This window comes from Mycobacterium sp. SMC-18, from assembly GCF_045310895.1.
GTDB lineage: Bacteria > Actinomycetota > Actinomycetes > Mycobacteriales > Mycobacteriaceae > Mycobacterium.
In genome coordinates, this window is sequence record NZ_JBJIAL010000015.1 from 80,911 (window position 1) to 95,915 (window position 15,005).

Consider the following 15,005-nt stretch of genomic DNA (forward strand, 5'->3'; position numbering starts at 1 on the left):
AAAATCGCACCCAGCCGCTCGCCTACTCCTCAAGCAACAGAGGGATTTTCGAGCACAATGGCAACGCCTTGACCCGATCCGACGCAGACGCCGATGGCTCCGTAGCGGGCATTGCGCTCGCGCAGTTCGGTGGCCAGGGTCAGGACATACCGGGCACCGGTGGCGCCGAACGGGTGGCCGATCGCCACGGCGCCCCCGTTGGGCGTGAGCTTCTCGTCGGGCACGACGAATCCGTCGAGCTGATTGGGCAGCTCCCGCAACACCCCGAGGGCCTGCGCGCTGAACGCTTCGTGGACCTCCCAGACATCGATCTGCTCAGGAGTCAGACCGGCACGTTTGATGGCCAGGGGCAGGGCCCACGCCGGTGCCAGCCCCATGAACAGCGGGTCGATCCCGTACACCGCCGAGGACACCACCCGCGCCAACGGCTCGACGCCGAGTTCCGCCGCGCGCTCCCCCGACGCCAGCACCAGAGCGCTGGCGCCATCGGTGAGCGGCGTCGAATTGGCCGCGGTCATCTGGGTCGTACCCGGCTGCGGGCGCAGCGCCGCCAGTTGCTCGGCCGTGGTCTCGTCGCGGATGAATTCGTCGTGCTCGAACAGCCGCGCCGGCGACTTCTTCGTCGCGGCGATCTCGACCGGCATGATCTCCTTGGCCAGGCGCCCGGAATCGCGGGCCGCCTTGGCATTTCGCTGTGTGCGCAGCGCGAAGGCGTCGATCTCCTCGCGCGTCAGACCGTAGCGATCAGCCACCTTCTGCGCGGTCTCGATCATGCTGATGTAGGCGTTGCGCGCCAGCAGCGCCGGGTTGGGCGGGCCGCCGGCACCGGCCCACATGGTGTCGAGCAGGATGACCGGCCCGCGCGGCGCGAACGGTGCGTCGCCTTTCATGTAGGCCCAGCCCGATCGCGACATCGACTCGACGCCGCAGGCCATCCCCACGCCGAGATCGCCGGCCCGGATCGCGTGTGCGACGTTGATCGTGGCACTCAGCGACGACCCGCAGAACCGGTTGATGGTCGTCCCGGCCACGGTGTCCGGGAATCCGGCGGCGAGCGCCGCCCAGCGGGCGACGTCACCCATCCCCTCGTGGGCAGGGTTCACACAACCGGCGACGACGTCCTCGATGGCGCCGAGTTCGACGCCGACGCGTTCGCACGCGCCCTTCATCGTCATGCCGAGGAGGTCATCGGTGCGGATGTGGGACAGCGAGCTGCCGTACCGCGCAAACGGAGTGCGGACACCACCAAGCACAAATGCTTCTGTCATCAACCGTCTCCCGCTCGATGTCGAGCCGAGCGTACCGCTGACGACGCTCCGCCAGAGGGCGATCCGCCAGGGCCGCGCGAGCAGCAGACGCTAGGCCGGGTGCGCGCGCAACCAGTCCAGCACCTGCTGCGCGTGCGTGTTCGGCGGGAAGATCGGGTAGAAGACGTGCTCGATCCGGCCGTCGCAGATCACCATGGTGAGTCGGGTGTAGAGGCGCGGATGCCCGTCGGCAGCGAACGTCGGGAGCCGCAGTGCGTCGGCCAGAACGAACGTCTCGTCGGACAGCATGTGGAACGGCAGCCGCAGCCGCCGCACCACTTCCGCCTGATAGTCGACGTCCTGGCTGGACATTCCCCAGACCTGGCTCGCCCCAGCGGCTTTCAGCTCGGCGAAGTGGTCACGGAAGTCGCATGCCTCGGTGGAACACCCTCGGGCCCCGGGAATCGCATCCCAGCCCGCGGGGAGGTCAGCACCGGGACGGCCGGTCAGTGGATACAGATACACGATCGTCCGCCCCGCCGGCAGCTGCCGCAGCTGGACTTCCCCACCGCCGCTCGACCTCAGCGTGATGTCGGGGACCTCCAGGCCGACGAGATGATCGGCGGCACCGTCGTTTTCGGGGACAGGCAGGCCGGCGGGGAGCGTCGTGAAATCTGTCAACGGTTCGTCCTTCTTGTCGAATGCTCGGCATGCGGCGGCGTCGAGCCGCGCCGCGAGGTCGTGTCGGCGCCGCGTCAGCGACGCGATGGTCTCGTCGAGGACGGCGATGCTGTCCCGATACGCCACGAGCGACTCGGGACACTCGTCGCTGTGTTCGTGGCCATGACGAAGGCAGTCGATGAACGGTCCGGCCTTCGACGGGGCGATGCCGACCGCGGCGAGAGCACGCACCTCGCTGACGATCTGCACATCCTCTTCGGAGTAGTCCCGGTAGCCGTTGGCCAGGCGCGACGGCGCCAGCAGGCCGAGGTCCTCGTAGTACCGCACGGCCTTGGTCGACGCGCCCGTCCGCCTGGCCAGCTCGGAAATCTGCATGGTCAATGTCCTCAATCGAGAGGGTAAACATTGCCGCCGGGGGCAAGGTCAACTTCCGCGGCCGCCGGACCCATTCATGCCGGGCTCCTAGAGTGAAGCCATGGCCCTGCACACCCCGTTGACGGAACTGTTCGGCATCGAGCACCCGATCGTCCTGGCCCCGATGGGCGACGTATCCGGTGGCCGGCTGGCAGCCGCGGTATCGGAGGGTGGCGGGCTGGGCCTGATCGGCGGCGGCCGCGGCGACCTCACGATGCTCGCCACCGAATGCCAGTTGGCCAACCAGGGCACCGAAAAACCCTGGGGCGTCGGCCTACTCACCTGGGCGGTCAATCAGGAGATCATCGACTGGGTGATCACGCAGCAGCCCGCCGCCATCATCTTGTCGTTCGGCGACCCCGCCCCGTTCGCCAAGGCCATCCACGACGCCGGCATTCCGCTGCTGTCCCAGGTCCACAGCCTCGATGAGGCCAAGCAGGCCCTCGACGCCGGAGTCCAGGTGCTGGTCGCGCAGGGCCGGGAAGCCGGGGGCCACCACGGCGGCCGGTCGACGTTGCCGTTCGTCCCCGCGGTCGTCGACATCGCGCACGGCATCCCGGTTCTTGCCGCCGGTGGGATTGCAGACGGCCGCGGCCTGGCCGCTGCACTGACGCTCGGCGCCGCGGGCGCCATGATCGGCACCCGATTCGAGGCCACCCACGAGTCCCTGCTCAGCGCCGCCGAGTCGAAGGTCATGCTCAAGGCGAAGGCGGCGGACACCACGAGCGGACGCGCCATCGACATCGCCGCCCGGCCCGTCGAAACGCGTTGGCCCGCCGAGTATCCGGCGCGCACGTTGCGCAGCGTCTTCACCGACACGTGGCAGGACCGCGACGCCGAGCTCGACGCGGATCCCAAGGCACAAAACGAGTTCCGCACCAAGGTCGCCGAGCTGGACATGGACTACGTGCCGATCTGGGCCGGTGAGGCCCTCGACCTGATCGACGAGCTGGAACTGGCCGCTCCCCTGGTCCAGAAAATCGCGCACGACGCCGAACGCGCGCTGACCCGAGCCCACGCCTACATCCGCTGATGCCCGAAGGCGACACCGTTTTTCACACCGCAGCGATCCTCCGTGAGGCGCTGCAGGGAAAGACGCTGACGCGCTGCGACATTCGCGTCCCGAAGCTCGCCACCGTCGACCTCACGGGCCAGACGGTCGAGGACGTCATCAGCCGCGGCAAGCATTTGTTCATCCGCACGGCCGAAGCCAGCATCCACTCGCATCTCAAGATGGAGGGCAAGTGGCAGGTCAACACCAGGCCCCGCCGGCCCGACCACAAGACGAGAATCATCCTGGAAACCAAGGACATTCAAGCGGTGGGTTCAGAACTCGGCATCCTGGAAGTCCTCAAGCGGGACCACGACGAGGAGCCCGTCAAGCACCTCGGCCCGGATCTGCTCGGCCCGGACTGGGATCCACACCGGGCTGCCCAGAACCTCACCCAGGACCCCGACCGGCCACTGCATGAAGCACTACTCGACCAACGCAACCTCGCCGGCGTCGGCAACGTCTACGCCAATGAGCTGTGTTTCATCGTCGGCCGCCGCCCGACCGCCCCGGTCAGCACAGTGAAAGACCCGCTGCGGCTGGCGCAGCGGGCCCGGGACATGTTGTGGCTGAACAGAAACCGATGGAGCAGGACTACAACGGGCGATACCCGGCCCGGCCGTCAACTCTGGGTTTACGGCCGGGCCGGGCAGGCGTGTCGCAGGTGCGGGACGCTGATCGAATCAGGCGACCGGAACCGGCACCAGAACCTCGACGTCGTCGGCGACCTCAACAACCTCCGTGACCGGATCACCTTCTGGTGCCCGCTTTGTCAGCCATGAGTCCGGCAGGGCCAGGCGGCAGATCTTCTTGACCACCGAGAAGAACTGCTTGTGGATCGGGCCGGTGTTGTAGGGCAGGTCGTACTTCTCGCACAGTGCCTTGACCTCGGGCGAGATTTCCGCGTAGCGGTGCGCCGGGATGTCGGGGAACAGGTGGTGCTCGATCTGGAACGACAGGTTGCCGCTGAAGATGTGGAACCACTTGCCGCCGGACAGGTTCGCCGAACCCAGCAGCTGGCGGTAGTACCACTGGCCGCGGGTCTCGCTCTTGGTCTCCTCGATGGTGAACTCGTGCGTGCCCTCGGGGAAGTGGCCGCAGAAGATGATCACGTACGACCACACGTTGCGCATCAGGTTCGCGGTCATGTTGCCGGCGAACACGAACGGCAGGAACGGCCCGGCCAGCAGCGGGAACGCCACGTAGTCCTTGATGGTCTGCTTACGGACTTTCGCCCACATCTCGCGCAGCATGTCCTTCTTGTCGCGCAGGCGGATTTCACCGGTGCGGATGCGCTCGGCCTCCAGCTCGTGCAGCGCGACGCCGTACTGGAAGAACACCATCAGCAGGAAGGCGTACACCGGGTTGCCCAGGAAGTACGGGCTCCACTTCTGGTCCTCGCTCATGCGCAGGATGCCGTAACCGATGTCGCGGTCCATGTCGACGATGTTGGTGTAGGTGTGGTGCATGTAGTTGTGCGAGTGCCGCCACTGGTTGGACGGGCAGGCCGAATCCCATTCGAAGTTCTGGCCGCGCAGCGCCGGGTCACCCATCCAGTCGTACTGGCCGTGCATGACGTTGTGGCCGATCTCCATGTTGTCCAGGATTTTCGACAGGCCGAGCATCACGGTGCCGATGGGCCAGGCCGGCGGCAGGAACAGCAGGGCGCGGCCACCGACCTCCAGCTTGCGCTGCATGGCGATGATGTTGCGGATGTAGTCGGAGTCGCGGTCACCGAGGTCGGCGAGGTGGCGTTCGCGGATGGCGTCGAGCGCGCGGCCGAATTCGTCGAACTGCTCGGCGGTCATGGGGGCGGGACGTTGAGCCATGGTTCGTCTCCTTTGAGTGTGTGGGGTGGTTTAGAGGTCGATCTGGACGTCGCCGCACGGGGCGGTCACACAGATTTCGATGTTTTCGTCAGGGGTTGTCGAGACGGCGCCGGTGATCAGGTTCTTCACCGGGCCGCTGATCTTCTTGCGCGTGCAGGTGTGGCAGATGCCCATGCGGCATCCGTTGGTCGGGTTGAGGCCGGCGGCCTCGGCCTGCTCGAGGATCGAGCGACCGTCGTCGACGACGTCGACCTTGCTCTCGGTGAAGGCGACGCTGCCTCCGGAGGCTTCGGTCGGGACCGCGATGACCGGGGGCACGAAGCTCTCGGACTGCGCGCCCGGCAGCAGGTCCTTGACCGCGTCGACCAGCGCCGGCGGGCCGCAGACGAACACCGCATCGGGGTTGGGCATGGCGGCGGCCAGGTGGTCCGGGCCGAAGTGGCCGCTGAGGTCGCCGCGGTTGGACCGGGTGTAGCTGTGCAGCACCTTCACGCCGGGCGTTGCGGCCAGCTCGGTGGCGTACGCGGCCTCTTCGGGGTTGCGGGCGTAGTGGATGAAGGCCACCTCACCGTCGAAGTTCTCCTCACGCAGGGTGCGCAGCATGGACAGCACCGGGGTGATGCCGCTGCCGCCGGAGACCAGCAGGATGCGCCGGGGGCGCTGCTCGGGCAGGACGAAGTCACCACCGACGGAGTCGAGGTGGACGACCATGCCGGGCTCGGCGTGCTCGAACAGGTGGGTGGAGACCAGGCCGCCGTCGTGCAGGCCGACGGTCAGTTCGATGACCGGGCTGCCCTCGGAGTTGGCCGGCGAGTAGCACCGGGTGCGGCGACGGCCGTCGATCTCGACGGTCAGGTTGATGTGCTGGCCGGCTTTGAAGCCCTGCCAGGCGTCGTTGGGCTGCAGGGTCAGGGTGACGCTGCGCGGCGTCTGCCGACGGACCGCGACGACCTTGGCGCGGGCATCGTTGACAGTCCAGGTGCGGTCGAAAACCTCGGTGTACCGGTCCACGCCATGCGGGCCGGTGAGGATGCCAACCAGGGCGGAGCGCCGTACCCGGCGGCTCAAAGTTTCGGTGAACATATGTACACAGTGGCCGACTCCAACCGTTCGCGTCAAGACTTAAAGTGCAGGTTGTTGCCCGGATCACAGGGTGAACACCCGTATCGATAACTCATACACATCTGTATCGATCTGCGGTTTCGGTGCGCTGTGTAAACTTTGTTCGGTGAACAGTCGTACCCCTGGTTCACGCGACCGGAGGTCCAGCCGCTCATCAAGCTCCCGCGTCCAGGACAACCTCTCTCGCGAAGAGCGCAAGGAAGCCACCCGCCGCGCCATCATCGCGGCCGCCCTCAAGCTGCTCGACGAGGACAGTTTCAGCGCGCTCAGCCTGCGTGAGGTCACCCGCGAGGCCGGCATCGTGCCGGCAGCCTTCTATCGGCACTTCGAAACCATGGACGCCCTCGGCCTGGTCCTGATCGACGAGTCGTTCCGCGCCCTGCGGGAGATGCTTCGTGGCGCCCGCGCCGGCCAACTCGATCCCAAGCGCATCATCGAGTCCTCGGTCGACATCCTGTTCAACAGCGTCGCCGAACGCCCCGAGCACTGGCGCTTCATCAGCCGCGAACGCAACAGCGGCGTCACCGCGCTGCGCTACGCGATTCGCACGGAAATCCGGTTGATCACCTCGGAGCTCGCGATCGACCTCGGCCGGCTGCCGGGGCTCACCACCTGGAGCGCCGAGGACCTGAACATCGTGGCCGGACTCTTCGTCAACACGATGATGACCACCGCCGAATCCATCGACGACGCCAACGACGCCAAGGCCCTGGACGACGTCAAACGGACCGCACGCAAGCAGCTGCGCATGATCGCCGTCGGCGTGGCCGGGTGGCACAGCGGCTAACGTCAGGCGCATGACAACGCTGTCGCTCGCCTATCCTCGCCCCGATATCGCCGTCCTCACGCTGGACCGGCCGGACAAACTCAATGCGCTGAACCTCGAACTCGTCGAGGCCTGCACAGCACCCTCGAGGAGATCCACCGGAACAACGAGTGCCGTGTCGTCGTACTCACCGGCGCCGGCCGCGGATTCTGTTCCGGCCTGGACCTTTCCGACCCCAACCCGCCGGAAGCCGGTGGCGGACTGGAATTTCCACGCTCGGGCATGCGCTGGCAGGAACGTATCGCCGAGCTGACCACGCGGATCCAGAGTCTGCGCCAGCCGGTGATCGCCGCGGTCAACGGGCCGGCATACGGCGGCGGTTTCGCCATCGCGCTGGCCGCCGACATCCGGATCGCGGGACCCGGCGCACGGTTCTGCACCCAGTTCATCAAGCTGGGCATCGGCGGCTGCGACATCGGGGTGAGCTACACCCTCCCCCGGATCGTCGGCGCCGGTCAGGCGTTCGATCTGATCCTCACGGCCCGGACGGTCGAGGCCGACGAGGCGCTGCGCCTTGGGCTGGTCTCACGACTGTCCGCGGACGACGTCGTCGCCGATGCCCTGGCCATCGCCGAAACCCTGTGCGGCTACGGAAAATTCGGTGTCGAGTCGACCAAACAGGTGCTGTGGGCCAACCTCGAGGCCCCCAGCTTGCAGGCCGCACTGCATGTCGAGAACCGCAGCCAGATTCTCGCGGCCTCGGCCCACATCGATCTGGCGGCAAAAGCGTTCGGTAACCGGTAACTAAGGCACGCGCTTCTTCAGTCGTGCCACCCGGTGCAATTGACCGAAGATGTTGAGCGACGTCAGCATCGGGATGCCGCCGACGAAGGTGCGGAACGAGGGGTGGCCGCCGTGGACCTGGAGTTCGTACATGCAGCCGACCACGTAGAAGAAGCCCATGGTGAACAGCAGCGCGGGTATCGCGTAGGCGAGCGGCGAGCCGGCGTCGGACACCAGTTCCTTCGCGTAGTCGATCTCGTCCTGCGACATCGGTTGGCCTTGGCGCACTTTGGCCAATACGGCTTTGTGGGCGCCCACCTGTTCACCCAGGGCGGCGGGTGGCCGCCGCTCCAAGCCGCGGATGTACACGAAGACACACACCAGCAGGATCAGTGCCATCAACCCGGCAAGGATCGTCAGACCGCCCCACAGCTCAATGCCCGTCATGCGTCTCCTCCGTGCCGTCGCGCACCTGCACCCGATCCCGCGACCGCGGGATCGCCGTCCTCCCACAGCAGCAGTTGACGCACGGACTGGCGAGATCCGTAGGGCTGCAACATCTGGCTGGCCGGGCGTGGCCGCACCTTGAGCGGCCACCAGAACCACCGTCCGAGCAGCGCCGCGATGGCCGGTGTCATGAACGACCGCACGATCAAGGTGTCGAACAGCAGACCGAGGGCAATGGTCGTCCCGATCTGACCGAGGACCCGCAGGTCGGCGAACACGAAGGACGCCATGGTCGCGGCGAACACCAACCCGGCCGAGGTCACCACCGCGCCCGAGCCGGCCATCGCGCGGATGATGCCGGTGTTGATGCCGGCGTGAATCTCCTCCTTGAACCGCGAGACCAGCAGCAGGTTGTAGTCCGATCCCACAGCCAACAGCAGAATGACGGCCAGCGCCAACACGATCCAGTACAGCTCGATACCGAAGATGTCCTGCCAGATCAGCACAGAGAGCCCGAACGAGGCGCCCAACGACAGCGCCACGGTACCGACGATGATGACGGCCGCGACGATGCTTCGGGTGATGAACATCATCACCAGCAGGATCAGACTCAGGGCCGCGATGCCGGCGATCATGAGGTCATATTTGGCGCCGTCCTGAATGTCCTTGTAGGTGGCCGCGGTTCCGGCGAGATAGATCTTCGACCCGCCCAACGGTGTGCCCTTGACCGCTTGTTGCGCGGCGTGCCGGATGGCGGCGATGTGCGAAATACCCTCCGGCGTCGCGGGATCACCGTCGTGCGTGATGATCATCCGGGCGGCCTTGCCGTCCGGGGACATGAACAGCTTCATACCGCGCTGGAACTCGGGATTGGTGAACGCCTCGGGCGGTAGATAGAAGGAGTCGTCGGTCTTCGACGCGTCGTACGCCTGGCCCAGCGCGGTGGCGTTCTGCAGCGATGCGGCAGCCTGGTCGTTGAGACCCTTGTTCGTGGCGTAATTCGTCATCGTCAGCTCGCGGTTGGTCTCCTGACTGGCGATCTGCGGCGGGATCAGCGCGAGCAACTTCGGTTGCAGCGCATCGAGTTTGGCGATGCTCCCCGCGACGTCGTTCAGCTGATCGGTCAGCTCGTCGATGCCGTCGAGCGCGTCGAAGATGGACCGCAGGGCAGCGCACACCGGGATGTCGTAGCAGTGCGGCTCCCAGTAGAAGTAGTTGCGCAACGGACGGAAGAAATCGTCGAAGTTCGCGATCTTGTCTCGTAGATCCTGGGCGGTCGCGACCGTCTGCTGGAATGCCGTGGCCTGCTCGTGGGTGATACCGCTCGACTGCTGTTGCAGCGCATACTGTTGCCGCAGAATGTCGATCGACTTGTTGATCACCTCGACCTGCTTCAGCAGGTCACCGCTACGCGCCTGCTGGAACGGCAGGTTGTTGATCTGGCCGGCGTTTCCGGCGCTGATCAGGAACGGTATCGACGAATGGTCCAGCGGCGTCCCCAGCGGCCGGGTGATCGACTGCACCTGCGCGATGCCGTCGGTGTGGAAGACCGCCTTCGCGACGCGCTCGAGCAGGATCATGTCGGTGGAGTTCCGCAGATCGTGGTCGGCTTCGATCATCAGCAATTCGGGATTGAGCCGGGCCTGGGAGAAGTGCCGTTCGGCAGCGGCGTAGCCGATGTTGGCGGGCGCGTCGGCCGGCATGTACGGACGGGTGTCGTAACTCGTCTTGTAGCCGGGCAGGGCGATCAGGCCGATGAGGGCCACCGCGATGGTCACCACCAGGATGGGGCCGGGCCAGCGCACGATGGCGGTACCGATGCGCCGCCAGCCCTGGGTCTGCAACTGGCGCACGGGTTCGAAGAGGCCGAAGTGCCGGCCGATGCACAGGAGCGCGGGCGCGAGCGTCAGCGCGGCGACCACGGCGACGAGAACGCCTGTGCCGGCCGGGATTCCGAGGCTCTCGAAGTACGGCAGCCGGGTGAACGTCAGGCAGAACACCGCACCCGCGATGGTCAGGCCCGATCCCAGGATGATGTGTGACGTGCCGTGATACATGGTGTGGTACGCCTCGACGCGGTCCTGCCCGGCGTATCTGGCTTCGTGGAACCGGCCCAGCAGGAAGATCGCGTAGTCGGTGCCCGCGGCAATGACCAACAGTGTCAACAGGTTTGTCGAGTACGTCGACAGCTCGATGATGCCGGCGTTGGCCAGCGACGCGACGACGCCGCGAGAGGCCGTCAGCTCCATCATCACCGTGAAGATCACCATGATCACCGTCGTGATCCGGCGGTACAGCGAGAACAGCATCACCATGATCACGCCGATGGTGATCAGGGTGGTCTTCAGCGTCCCGTGGCGGCCCACCTCGAACTGGTCGGTGATCAGCGGCGCGGCACCGGTGAGATAGACCTTCAAACCTGCTGGCGGCGGGGTGTTCTCGATGATCTTGCGAACGGAGTCGACGGACTCGTTGGCCAGCGATTCACCCTGATTGCCGGCGAGATACACCTGCACCAGCGCGGCCTTGCCGTCGGCGCTCTGCGATCCGGCCGCCGTCAGCGGGTCACCCCAGAAGTTCTGCACATGCTGGACGTGCTTGGTGTCGGCGGTGAGCTTGTCGATCAGACCGTCGTAGTAGTGGTGTGCGTCCGCCCCCAGCGGCTTGTCACCCTCCAGGACGATCATGGCCGAACTGTCGGAGTCGAACTCCTGGAAGACCTTGCCGATCCGCTTCGCCGCCTGCAGCGACGGGGCGTCCGTCGGACTCAGCGACACGTTGTGCGACTCGGCGACAGTCTCCAGTTGCGGCACAAAGACGTTCGTGACGACGGCCAGGCCCAGCCAGAAGAACGCGATCAGCACCGAGTACCGGCGGATGAAGTCGGGAACGCGGTTGGCGCTCATCCGGATTTGTCCAGACAGTAGGTGAAGGCGTGCACGGTGTTCACCGTTCTCTCGTCCTTGACGGCGTCATCGATGGTGATGCGGCAGCCGATCGAGTCGCTGTCGCCTTGGGCCTGAAGGTTGACGAACACCGCGGGCTGCGTGGTGGTCGTGTCGTACGTCCACGGCAGCGTGACGGAGTCGGCACGCTGCGGTTGGGCATTGACGTCCAGGTAGGTGACGGTGGCGACGGTGCCCGGCGGTCCGTAGACCTCCATCACCACATGCTTGGGGTTGAACGGCACGATGTCGTTCACCGCACCACTCGGGGTCGAGGTGACGTCATGCGAGGCGAAGATGCCCTGCAGTCGGTACACCGCGAACCCGGCGACCACGACCACCACCACGGCCACCACATACATCCAGTGCCGGCCGAGTCGGCGCCTGATCGAAAGCTGCTGCATCCGTGCCCCTTTCAATCCGTACGCGAGGCACGGACTGCGCGGAACGCCTTCTAGCGTGGCTAATCAAGAAGGTTGACGGTATGACAGTAGACCCGCCGGGGCTATAATTCAACACGTAAAGAATTCTGTGAATCAGGAAGTCGAATGAGCCAGCGACCCACCCGCGGTGGACGCCGCCCGGGCCCCAGCGGCACCCGCGAGGCAATCGAGGAAACCGCGCGAAAGCTGTTCGCGGAATTGGGATACGAACGGACCTCCCTGCGGCAGATCGCGCTGCAGGCCGGCGTCGACCCGGCGCTGGTCAGCCACTTCTACGGCAAGAAGCGCGACCTGTTCCTCGCCGTGGTCGAACTGCCGGTCGAGCCCGCCACGGTCATCGGCCGGGTGCTCGACGGCGACAAGGACTCAGCGGGGCTCCGGCTGGCGACGTTCATCCTCGAGGTTCTCGACGATGAAGTGCGGCGACAACCCATGATCGGCATGGTGCGCGCGGCCACGGCCGAACCCGAAGCCGCGAAGCTGGTCCGGGACTTCCTGGCGCGCAAGATCATTGCGCCCATCGCCGAAGGACTTGGCTCCGCCGATGCCGACTACCGCGCCGCGCTCGTCATGTCGCAGGTCAACGGTTTCGCGATGGCGCGCTACGTCATCGGCCTGGAACCACTGGCCAACCGCTCGAACGAACAGCTCGCCGCCGACCTCGGCGTGACGCTGCAGCGCTACCTGCTCGGTGACCTCGCGCCGGACTGTGCCAGCTCGTGACGGATGAGGCGCGAGCTGTTGGTGACAACGGCGACCGACGACGCGTTGTGCAGGATCGCGGCGAGGACGGGCGACAATCCGCCGACCGCTCCGAGTAGCAGCCCGACCGCGTTCACCGCGATCGACATGGCGTAGTTCTGCCGAATCACGCCGACTGCGTGGTCACTGAGACCGCGCACGTCGAGCAGCCGCCGCAGGTCGTCTGTCGACAATGCCACGTCGGCAGTCTCGACGGCGACGTCGGTGCCGGCCAATCCCATGGCGATACCGATGTCTGCCGCGGCCAGCGCGGGTGCGTCGTTGACCCCGTCGCCCACCACCGCAACGGTGTAGCCCTCGTCATGCAGCGTGCGCACCAGGGCGAGTTTGTCCTCGGGTAGCGCGTTTGCCTTCCATTCGGTGATGCCGAGCTCGGCAGCGACGGCCTGCGCGGTGTCCGCGTGGTCCCCGGTGAGCATGACGATCCGCTGCACACCCGAGGCCCGCAGGCGCGCAAGCACTTCTGCCGCTTCGGGGCGCACCTCGTCGCGAAGGCTGATCAAACCCACCAGTTCACCGTCGACGGCAAGCAGCAGTGGCGTCTCGGCCTGACGGCGCAATCGCTGCACCCACGCATCGGCCTCGCCGCACACCGCGACGTCCTCGCGCTCCAGCAGAGACGGGCTGCCGAGCAGCAGCGTGCGACCGTCGGCGCGGGTCCGCATCCCCAGACCCACGAGTACCTCGCACTCCTCGTGCGGCGGAATCACGATGTGTTTGTCTTCGGTCGAGCGGATGACCGCTTCGGCCAACGGATGCCGTGAGTGAATCTCTGAGCTCGCGGCGTAGGCGAGAATTTCCTCGGGAGTCCAACTCTCCTGGAAAGAAACGATGTTCGTGACGATGTGCCGACCGAGAGTGAGGGTGCCGGTCTTGTCGAAGACCACGGCATCGGCCCGGCCGGCCGCCTCCAGATGTGAACCGCCTTTGATGAGGATGCCACGCCGTGCTCCGTTGCCGATGGCCGCGCTGATCGCGGTCGGGGTGGCGAGCCCCACCGCGCACGGGCACGCCACCAGCAGCATGGTCATTGCCCGGCGTACGTCGCCGGTGGCCACGAACGTTGCCGTTGCCAAGACGAACGACGCGGGCACGAACCGACGGGAGAAGTTCTCTCCCACCGTCTGGATCGGCGCCCGATCACGTTGCGCTTCTTCGACTCTCGCCACGATGCGGCCCAGTACCGTGTGACTGCCCACCGCGCGGGCCCGCACGACGACCCGGCCGCGGACGACCACAGATCCTGCGTGGACCGTCGCACCCGGTGCCATGGTCACCGGCAGCGTCTCACCGGTGATGGCGGACTGGTCGACGATCGCCTCCCCTGCGACGACCTCGCCGTCGACCGGGATCGCGACCTGCTCATGAACGACGACCAGATCGCCGATCCGCAGGGTTTCGGCGTTGACCTGCACCTCGGTGCCGTCGTGAAGCTGCACCCAGGCGGTGTCCTGAACGCCCCGCAGCAGGTCGGCGATGGCGCGGCGCGTACGACGCAGGGTCAGATCCTGAAGGTACTCACCGATGTTCAGCAGCCACAGCACCGTGAGTGCCACCACGTTCTCGCGCAGGATCAGACTCGCGATGGTCGCCGCGGACACCAGCAGATCGGTGCCGGGCGACTTGCCCCCGCGCAGTGCGCGCAGCGCACCGCGCAGGAACGGGTATCCGGTGACGATGGTCGCTCCGGTGGCGAACGTGCGGCTGGCCGGCCCGAGCAACCGCGGGCGGGCCAGGCCGTAACGACGGACTCCCAAGAGCGCGAGAGCCAGAGCACCGAGCGCCATGCGCAGTACATCCGCGTTGTGAATGTCAGCCGAACGCGGCGAGCGAGCCGGGACCAGCTGCCGCGGTGTGGCCTGCGCGGCACGGATTGCAGCCAGCAGCTCCGAAGTGTCGCAGCGCTGCGGCGAGTACCAGACCACCACTGACGCGGTACGCGGGTAGGCGTGGACAGTTCTGACGCCACCGACCTTGTCGACGGCATCTTCGATCGCCACAGCCCCGACGGCATCGCCCCGCAGCCACGGAACCTGAACCCGAATCCGGCCCGCTGCAACGGATATCACCGTCAGGTCGGCGTCGGCGGCGATGCGGGACGCATCTGCCACGTCGGTCAGCACATCAGTGGTCATGGGAATGTTCGGCGTCGGCCACCGACGGCGGCGGCACCTCCTCGCCGATTCGCTCTCGCGCTTCGGCCATCACATCGGCGACCTTCAGCCGGGCGTTCTCTGCCGCCTCCTCGGCTTTGCGGGTACCGCGCAGCGCCCACGATGCGGTGGTGACACTCGCTTCGTGGATGGGCGCCGCACGCAACGCTTTGCGCAGCACGTCGTACGCCGCCACGCCGATGACGCCAGTGGCCACCGTCCTGGTGGCTTTGATCAGTGCTGGGTGAATCGACATCAGGCGGTCCCTCTCGTCATGTGATGTGTTGTGCGGTTGTCATTTTCACGCGTTCCCCGGCGATGAGGCACGAGTGGCGGCCGTGATCATGGCGGACCGGGCCGGC

Annotated in this window: 13 protein-coding genes and 1 pseudogene; 5 read left to right on the top strand and 9 right to left on the bottom strand. The window is 66.4% G+C overall.

Annotation, left to right across the window (positions count from 1 at the left end; genetic code table 11):
• Window positions 1–29: 29 nt before the first annotated feature.
• Window positions 30–1,268, bottom strand: coding sequence for a thiolase family protein (locus tag ACJH6J_RS15600; protein ID WP_406804184.1), 1,239 nt, complete (start codon window positions 1,266–1,268; stop codon window positions 30–32).
• Between the two features lie 90 nt (window positions 1,269–1,358).
• Window positions 1,359–2,303 (bottom strand): MerR family transcriptional regulator, encoded by a 945-nt coding sequence (locus tag ACJH6J_RS15605; protein ID WP_406804185.1) that lies wholly within the window; start codon window positions 2,301–2,303, stop codon window positions 1,359–1,361.
• 100 nt (window positions 2,304–2,403) lie between these two features.
• Here ACJH6J_RS15605 and ACJH6J_RS15610 point away from each other — a divergent pair, with 100 nt between their 5' ends.
• Window positions 2,404–3,375, top strand: a complete 972-nt coding sequence (locus ACJH6J_RS15610; protein WP_406804186.1) for an NAD(P)H-dependent flavin oxidoreductase — start codon at window positions 2,404–2,406, stop codon at window positions 3,373–3,375.
• Window positions 3,375–4,175, top strand: a complete 801-nt coding sequence (gene nei2 / locus ACJH6J_RS15615) for an endonuclease VIII Nei2 (RefSeq protein ID WP_406804187.1) — start codon at window positions 3,375–3,377, stop codon at window positions 4,173–4,175. Before ACJH6J_RS15610 ends, nei2 begins: the two co-directional genes overlap by 1 nt.
• Here the strand turns inward: nei2 and ACJH6J_RS15620 are convergent.
• Window positions 4,077–5,222, bottom strand: a complete 1,146-nt coding sequence (locus ACJH6J_RS15620) for an acyl-CoA desaturase (RefSeq protein WP_318986401.1) — start codon at window positions 5,220–5,222, stop codon at window positions 4,077–4,079. The two genes, nei2 and ACJH6J_RS15620, sit on opposite strands and share 99 nt — an antisense overlap.
• Window positions 5,223–5,252: 30 nt before the next feature.
• Window positions 5,253–6,305, bottom strand: a complete 1,053-nt coding sequence (locus ACJH6J_RS15625) for a ferredoxin reductase (protein ID WP_318986400.1) — start codon at window positions 6,303–6,305, stop codon at window positions 5,253–5,255.
• A gap of 145 nt (window positions 6,306–6,450) precedes the next feature.
• On the opposite strand from ACJH6J_RS15625, the gene ACJH6J_RS15630 reads away from it, so the two are divergent.
• Together ACJH6J_RS15630 and ACJH6J_RS15635 are read left to right on the top strand one after the other, a co-directional pair.
• Complete coding sequence (locus ACJH6J_RS15630) at window positions 6,451–7,131, top strand: TetR family transcriptional regulator (protein ID WP_318986399.1); 681 nt, start codon at window positions 6,451–6,453, stop codon at window positions 7,129–7,131.
• 10 nt (window positions 7,132–7,141) lie between these two features.
• Window positions 7,142–7,914 (top strand): annotated as a pseudogene (locus ACJH6J_RS15635) (enoyl-CoA hydratase/isomerase family protein).
• On the opposite strand, the gene ACJH6J_RS15640 reads toward ACJH6J_RS15635, so the two are convergent.
• Genes ACJH6J_RS15640 through ACJH6J_RS15650 form a run of 3 tightly spaced genes read right to left on the bottom strand, consistent with a single transcriptional unit; the run spans window position 7,915 to window position 11,689 of the window.
• On the bottom strand, window positions 7,915–8,340 hold the full coding sequence (locus ACJH6J_RS15640; RefSeq protein ID WP_406802831.1) for a hypothetical protein: 426 nt from the start codon (window positions 8,338–8,340) through the stop codon (window positions 7,915–7,917).
• A complete protein-coding gene (locus tag ACJH6J_RS15645; RefSeq protein WP_406804188.1) occupies window positions 8,337–11,246 on the bottom strand; it encodes an RND family transporter in 2,910 nt (969 codons plus the stop codon). Before ACJH6J_RS15645 ends, ACJH6J_RS15640 begins: the two co-directional genes overlap by 4 nt.
• Entirely contained in the window at window positions 11,243–11,689 is a 447-nt protein-coding gene (locus ACJH6J_RS15650; RefSeq protein WP_318986395.1) for an MmpS family transport accessory protein, read from the bottom strand. The genes ACJH6J_RS15645 and ACJH6J_RS15650 overlap by 4 nt, the downstream gene beginning before the upstream one ends.
• Window positions 11,690–11,833: 144 nt before the next feature.
• On the opposite strand from ACJH6J_RS15650, the gene ACJH6J_RS15655 reads away from it, so the two are divergent.
• Window positions 11,834–12,451 carry a TetR family transcriptional regulator gene (locus tag ACJH6J_RS15655; RefSeq protein ID WP_346417022.1) on the top strand — a complete coding sequence of 206 codons (618 nt, stop codon included), beginning with the start codon at window positions 11,834–11,836 and terminating at the stop codon, window positions 12,449–12,451.
• On the opposite strand, the gene ACJH6J_RS15660 is transcribed toward ACJH6J_RS15655, so the two are convergent.
• Together ACJH6J_RS15660 and ACJH6J_RS15665 are read right to left on the bottom strand one after the other, a co-directional pair.
• Window positions 12,409–14,625 carry a cation-translocating P-type ATPase gene (locus ACJH6J_RS15660; RefSeq protein WP_212806648.1) on the bottom strand — a complete coding sequence of 739 codons (2,217 nt, stop codon included), beginning with the start codon at window positions 14,623–14,625 and terminating at the stop codon, window positions 12,409–12,411. The genes ACJH6J_RS15655 and ACJH6J_RS15660 overlap by 43 nt on opposite strands.
• Window positions 14,615–14,899 carry a DUF1490 family protein gene (locus tag ACJH6J_RS15665; RefSeq protein WP_029120166.1) on the bottom strand — a complete coding sequence of 95 codons (285 nt, stop codon included), beginning with the start codon at window positions 14,897–14,899 and terminating at the stop codon, window positions 14,615–14,617. The genes ACJH6J_RS15660 and ACJH6J_RS15665 overlap by 11 nt, the downstream gene beginning before the upstream one ends.
• Between the last annotated feature and the right edge of the window lie 106 nt (window positions 14,900–15,005).

What these genes read in the sequence shown, in the direction of transcription:
- ACJH6J_RS15600 (WP_406804184.1), bottom strand. Translation starts at nt 1,268, where the DNA reads ATGACAGAAGCATTTGTGCTTGGTGGTGTCCGCACTCCGTTTGCGCGG.
- ACJH6J_RS15605 (WP_406804185.1), bottom strand. Translation starts at nt 2,303, where the DNA reads ATGCAGATTTCCGAGCTGGCCAGGCGGACGGGCGCGTCGACCAAGGCC.
- ACJH6J_RS15610 (WP_406804186.1), top strand. Translation starts at nt 2,404, where the DNA reads ATGGCCCTGCACACCCCGTTGACGGAACTGTTCGGCATCGAGCACCCG.
- nei2 (WP_406804187.1), top strand. Translation starts at nt 3,375, where the DNA reads ATGCCCGAAGGCGACACCGTTTTTCACACCGCAGCGATCCTCCGTGAG.
- ACJH6J_RS15620 (WP_318986401.1), bottom strand. Translation starts at nt 5,222, where the DNA reads ATGGCTCAACGTCCCGCCCCCATGACCGCCGAGCAGTTCGACGAATTC.
- ACJH6J_RS15625 (WP_318986400.1), bottom strand. Translation starts at nt 6,305, where the DNA reads ATGTTCACCGAAACTTTGAGCCGCCGGGTACGGCGCTCCGCCCTGGTT.
- ACJH6J_RS15640 (WP_406802831.1), bottom strand. Translation starts at nt 8,340, where the DNA reads ATGACGGGCATTGAGCTGTGGGGCGGTCTGACGATCCTTGCCGGGTTG.
- ACJH6J_RS15645 (WP_406804188.1), bottom strand. Translation starts at nt 11,246, where the DNA reads ATGAGCGCCAACCGCGTTCCCGACTTCATCCGCCGGTACTCGGTGCTG.
- ACJH6J_RS15650 (WP_318986395.1), bottom strand. Translation starts at nt 11,689, where the DNA reads ATGCAGCAGCTTTCGATCAGGCGCCGACTCGGCCGGCACTGGATGTAT.
- ACJH6J_RS15655 (WP_346417022.1), top strand. Translation starts at nt 11,834, where the DNA reads ATGAGCCAGCGACCCACCCGCGGTGGACGCCGCCCGGGCCCCAGCGGC.
- ACJH6J_RS15660 (WP_212806648.1), bottom strand. Translation starts at nt 14,625, where the DNA reads ATGACCACTGATGTGCTGACCGACGTGGCAGATGCGTCCCGCATCGCC.
- ACJH6J_RS15665 (WP_029120166.1), bottom strand. Translation starts at nt 14,899, where the DNA reads ATGTCGATTCACCCAGCACTGATCAAAGCCACCAGGACGGTGGCCACT.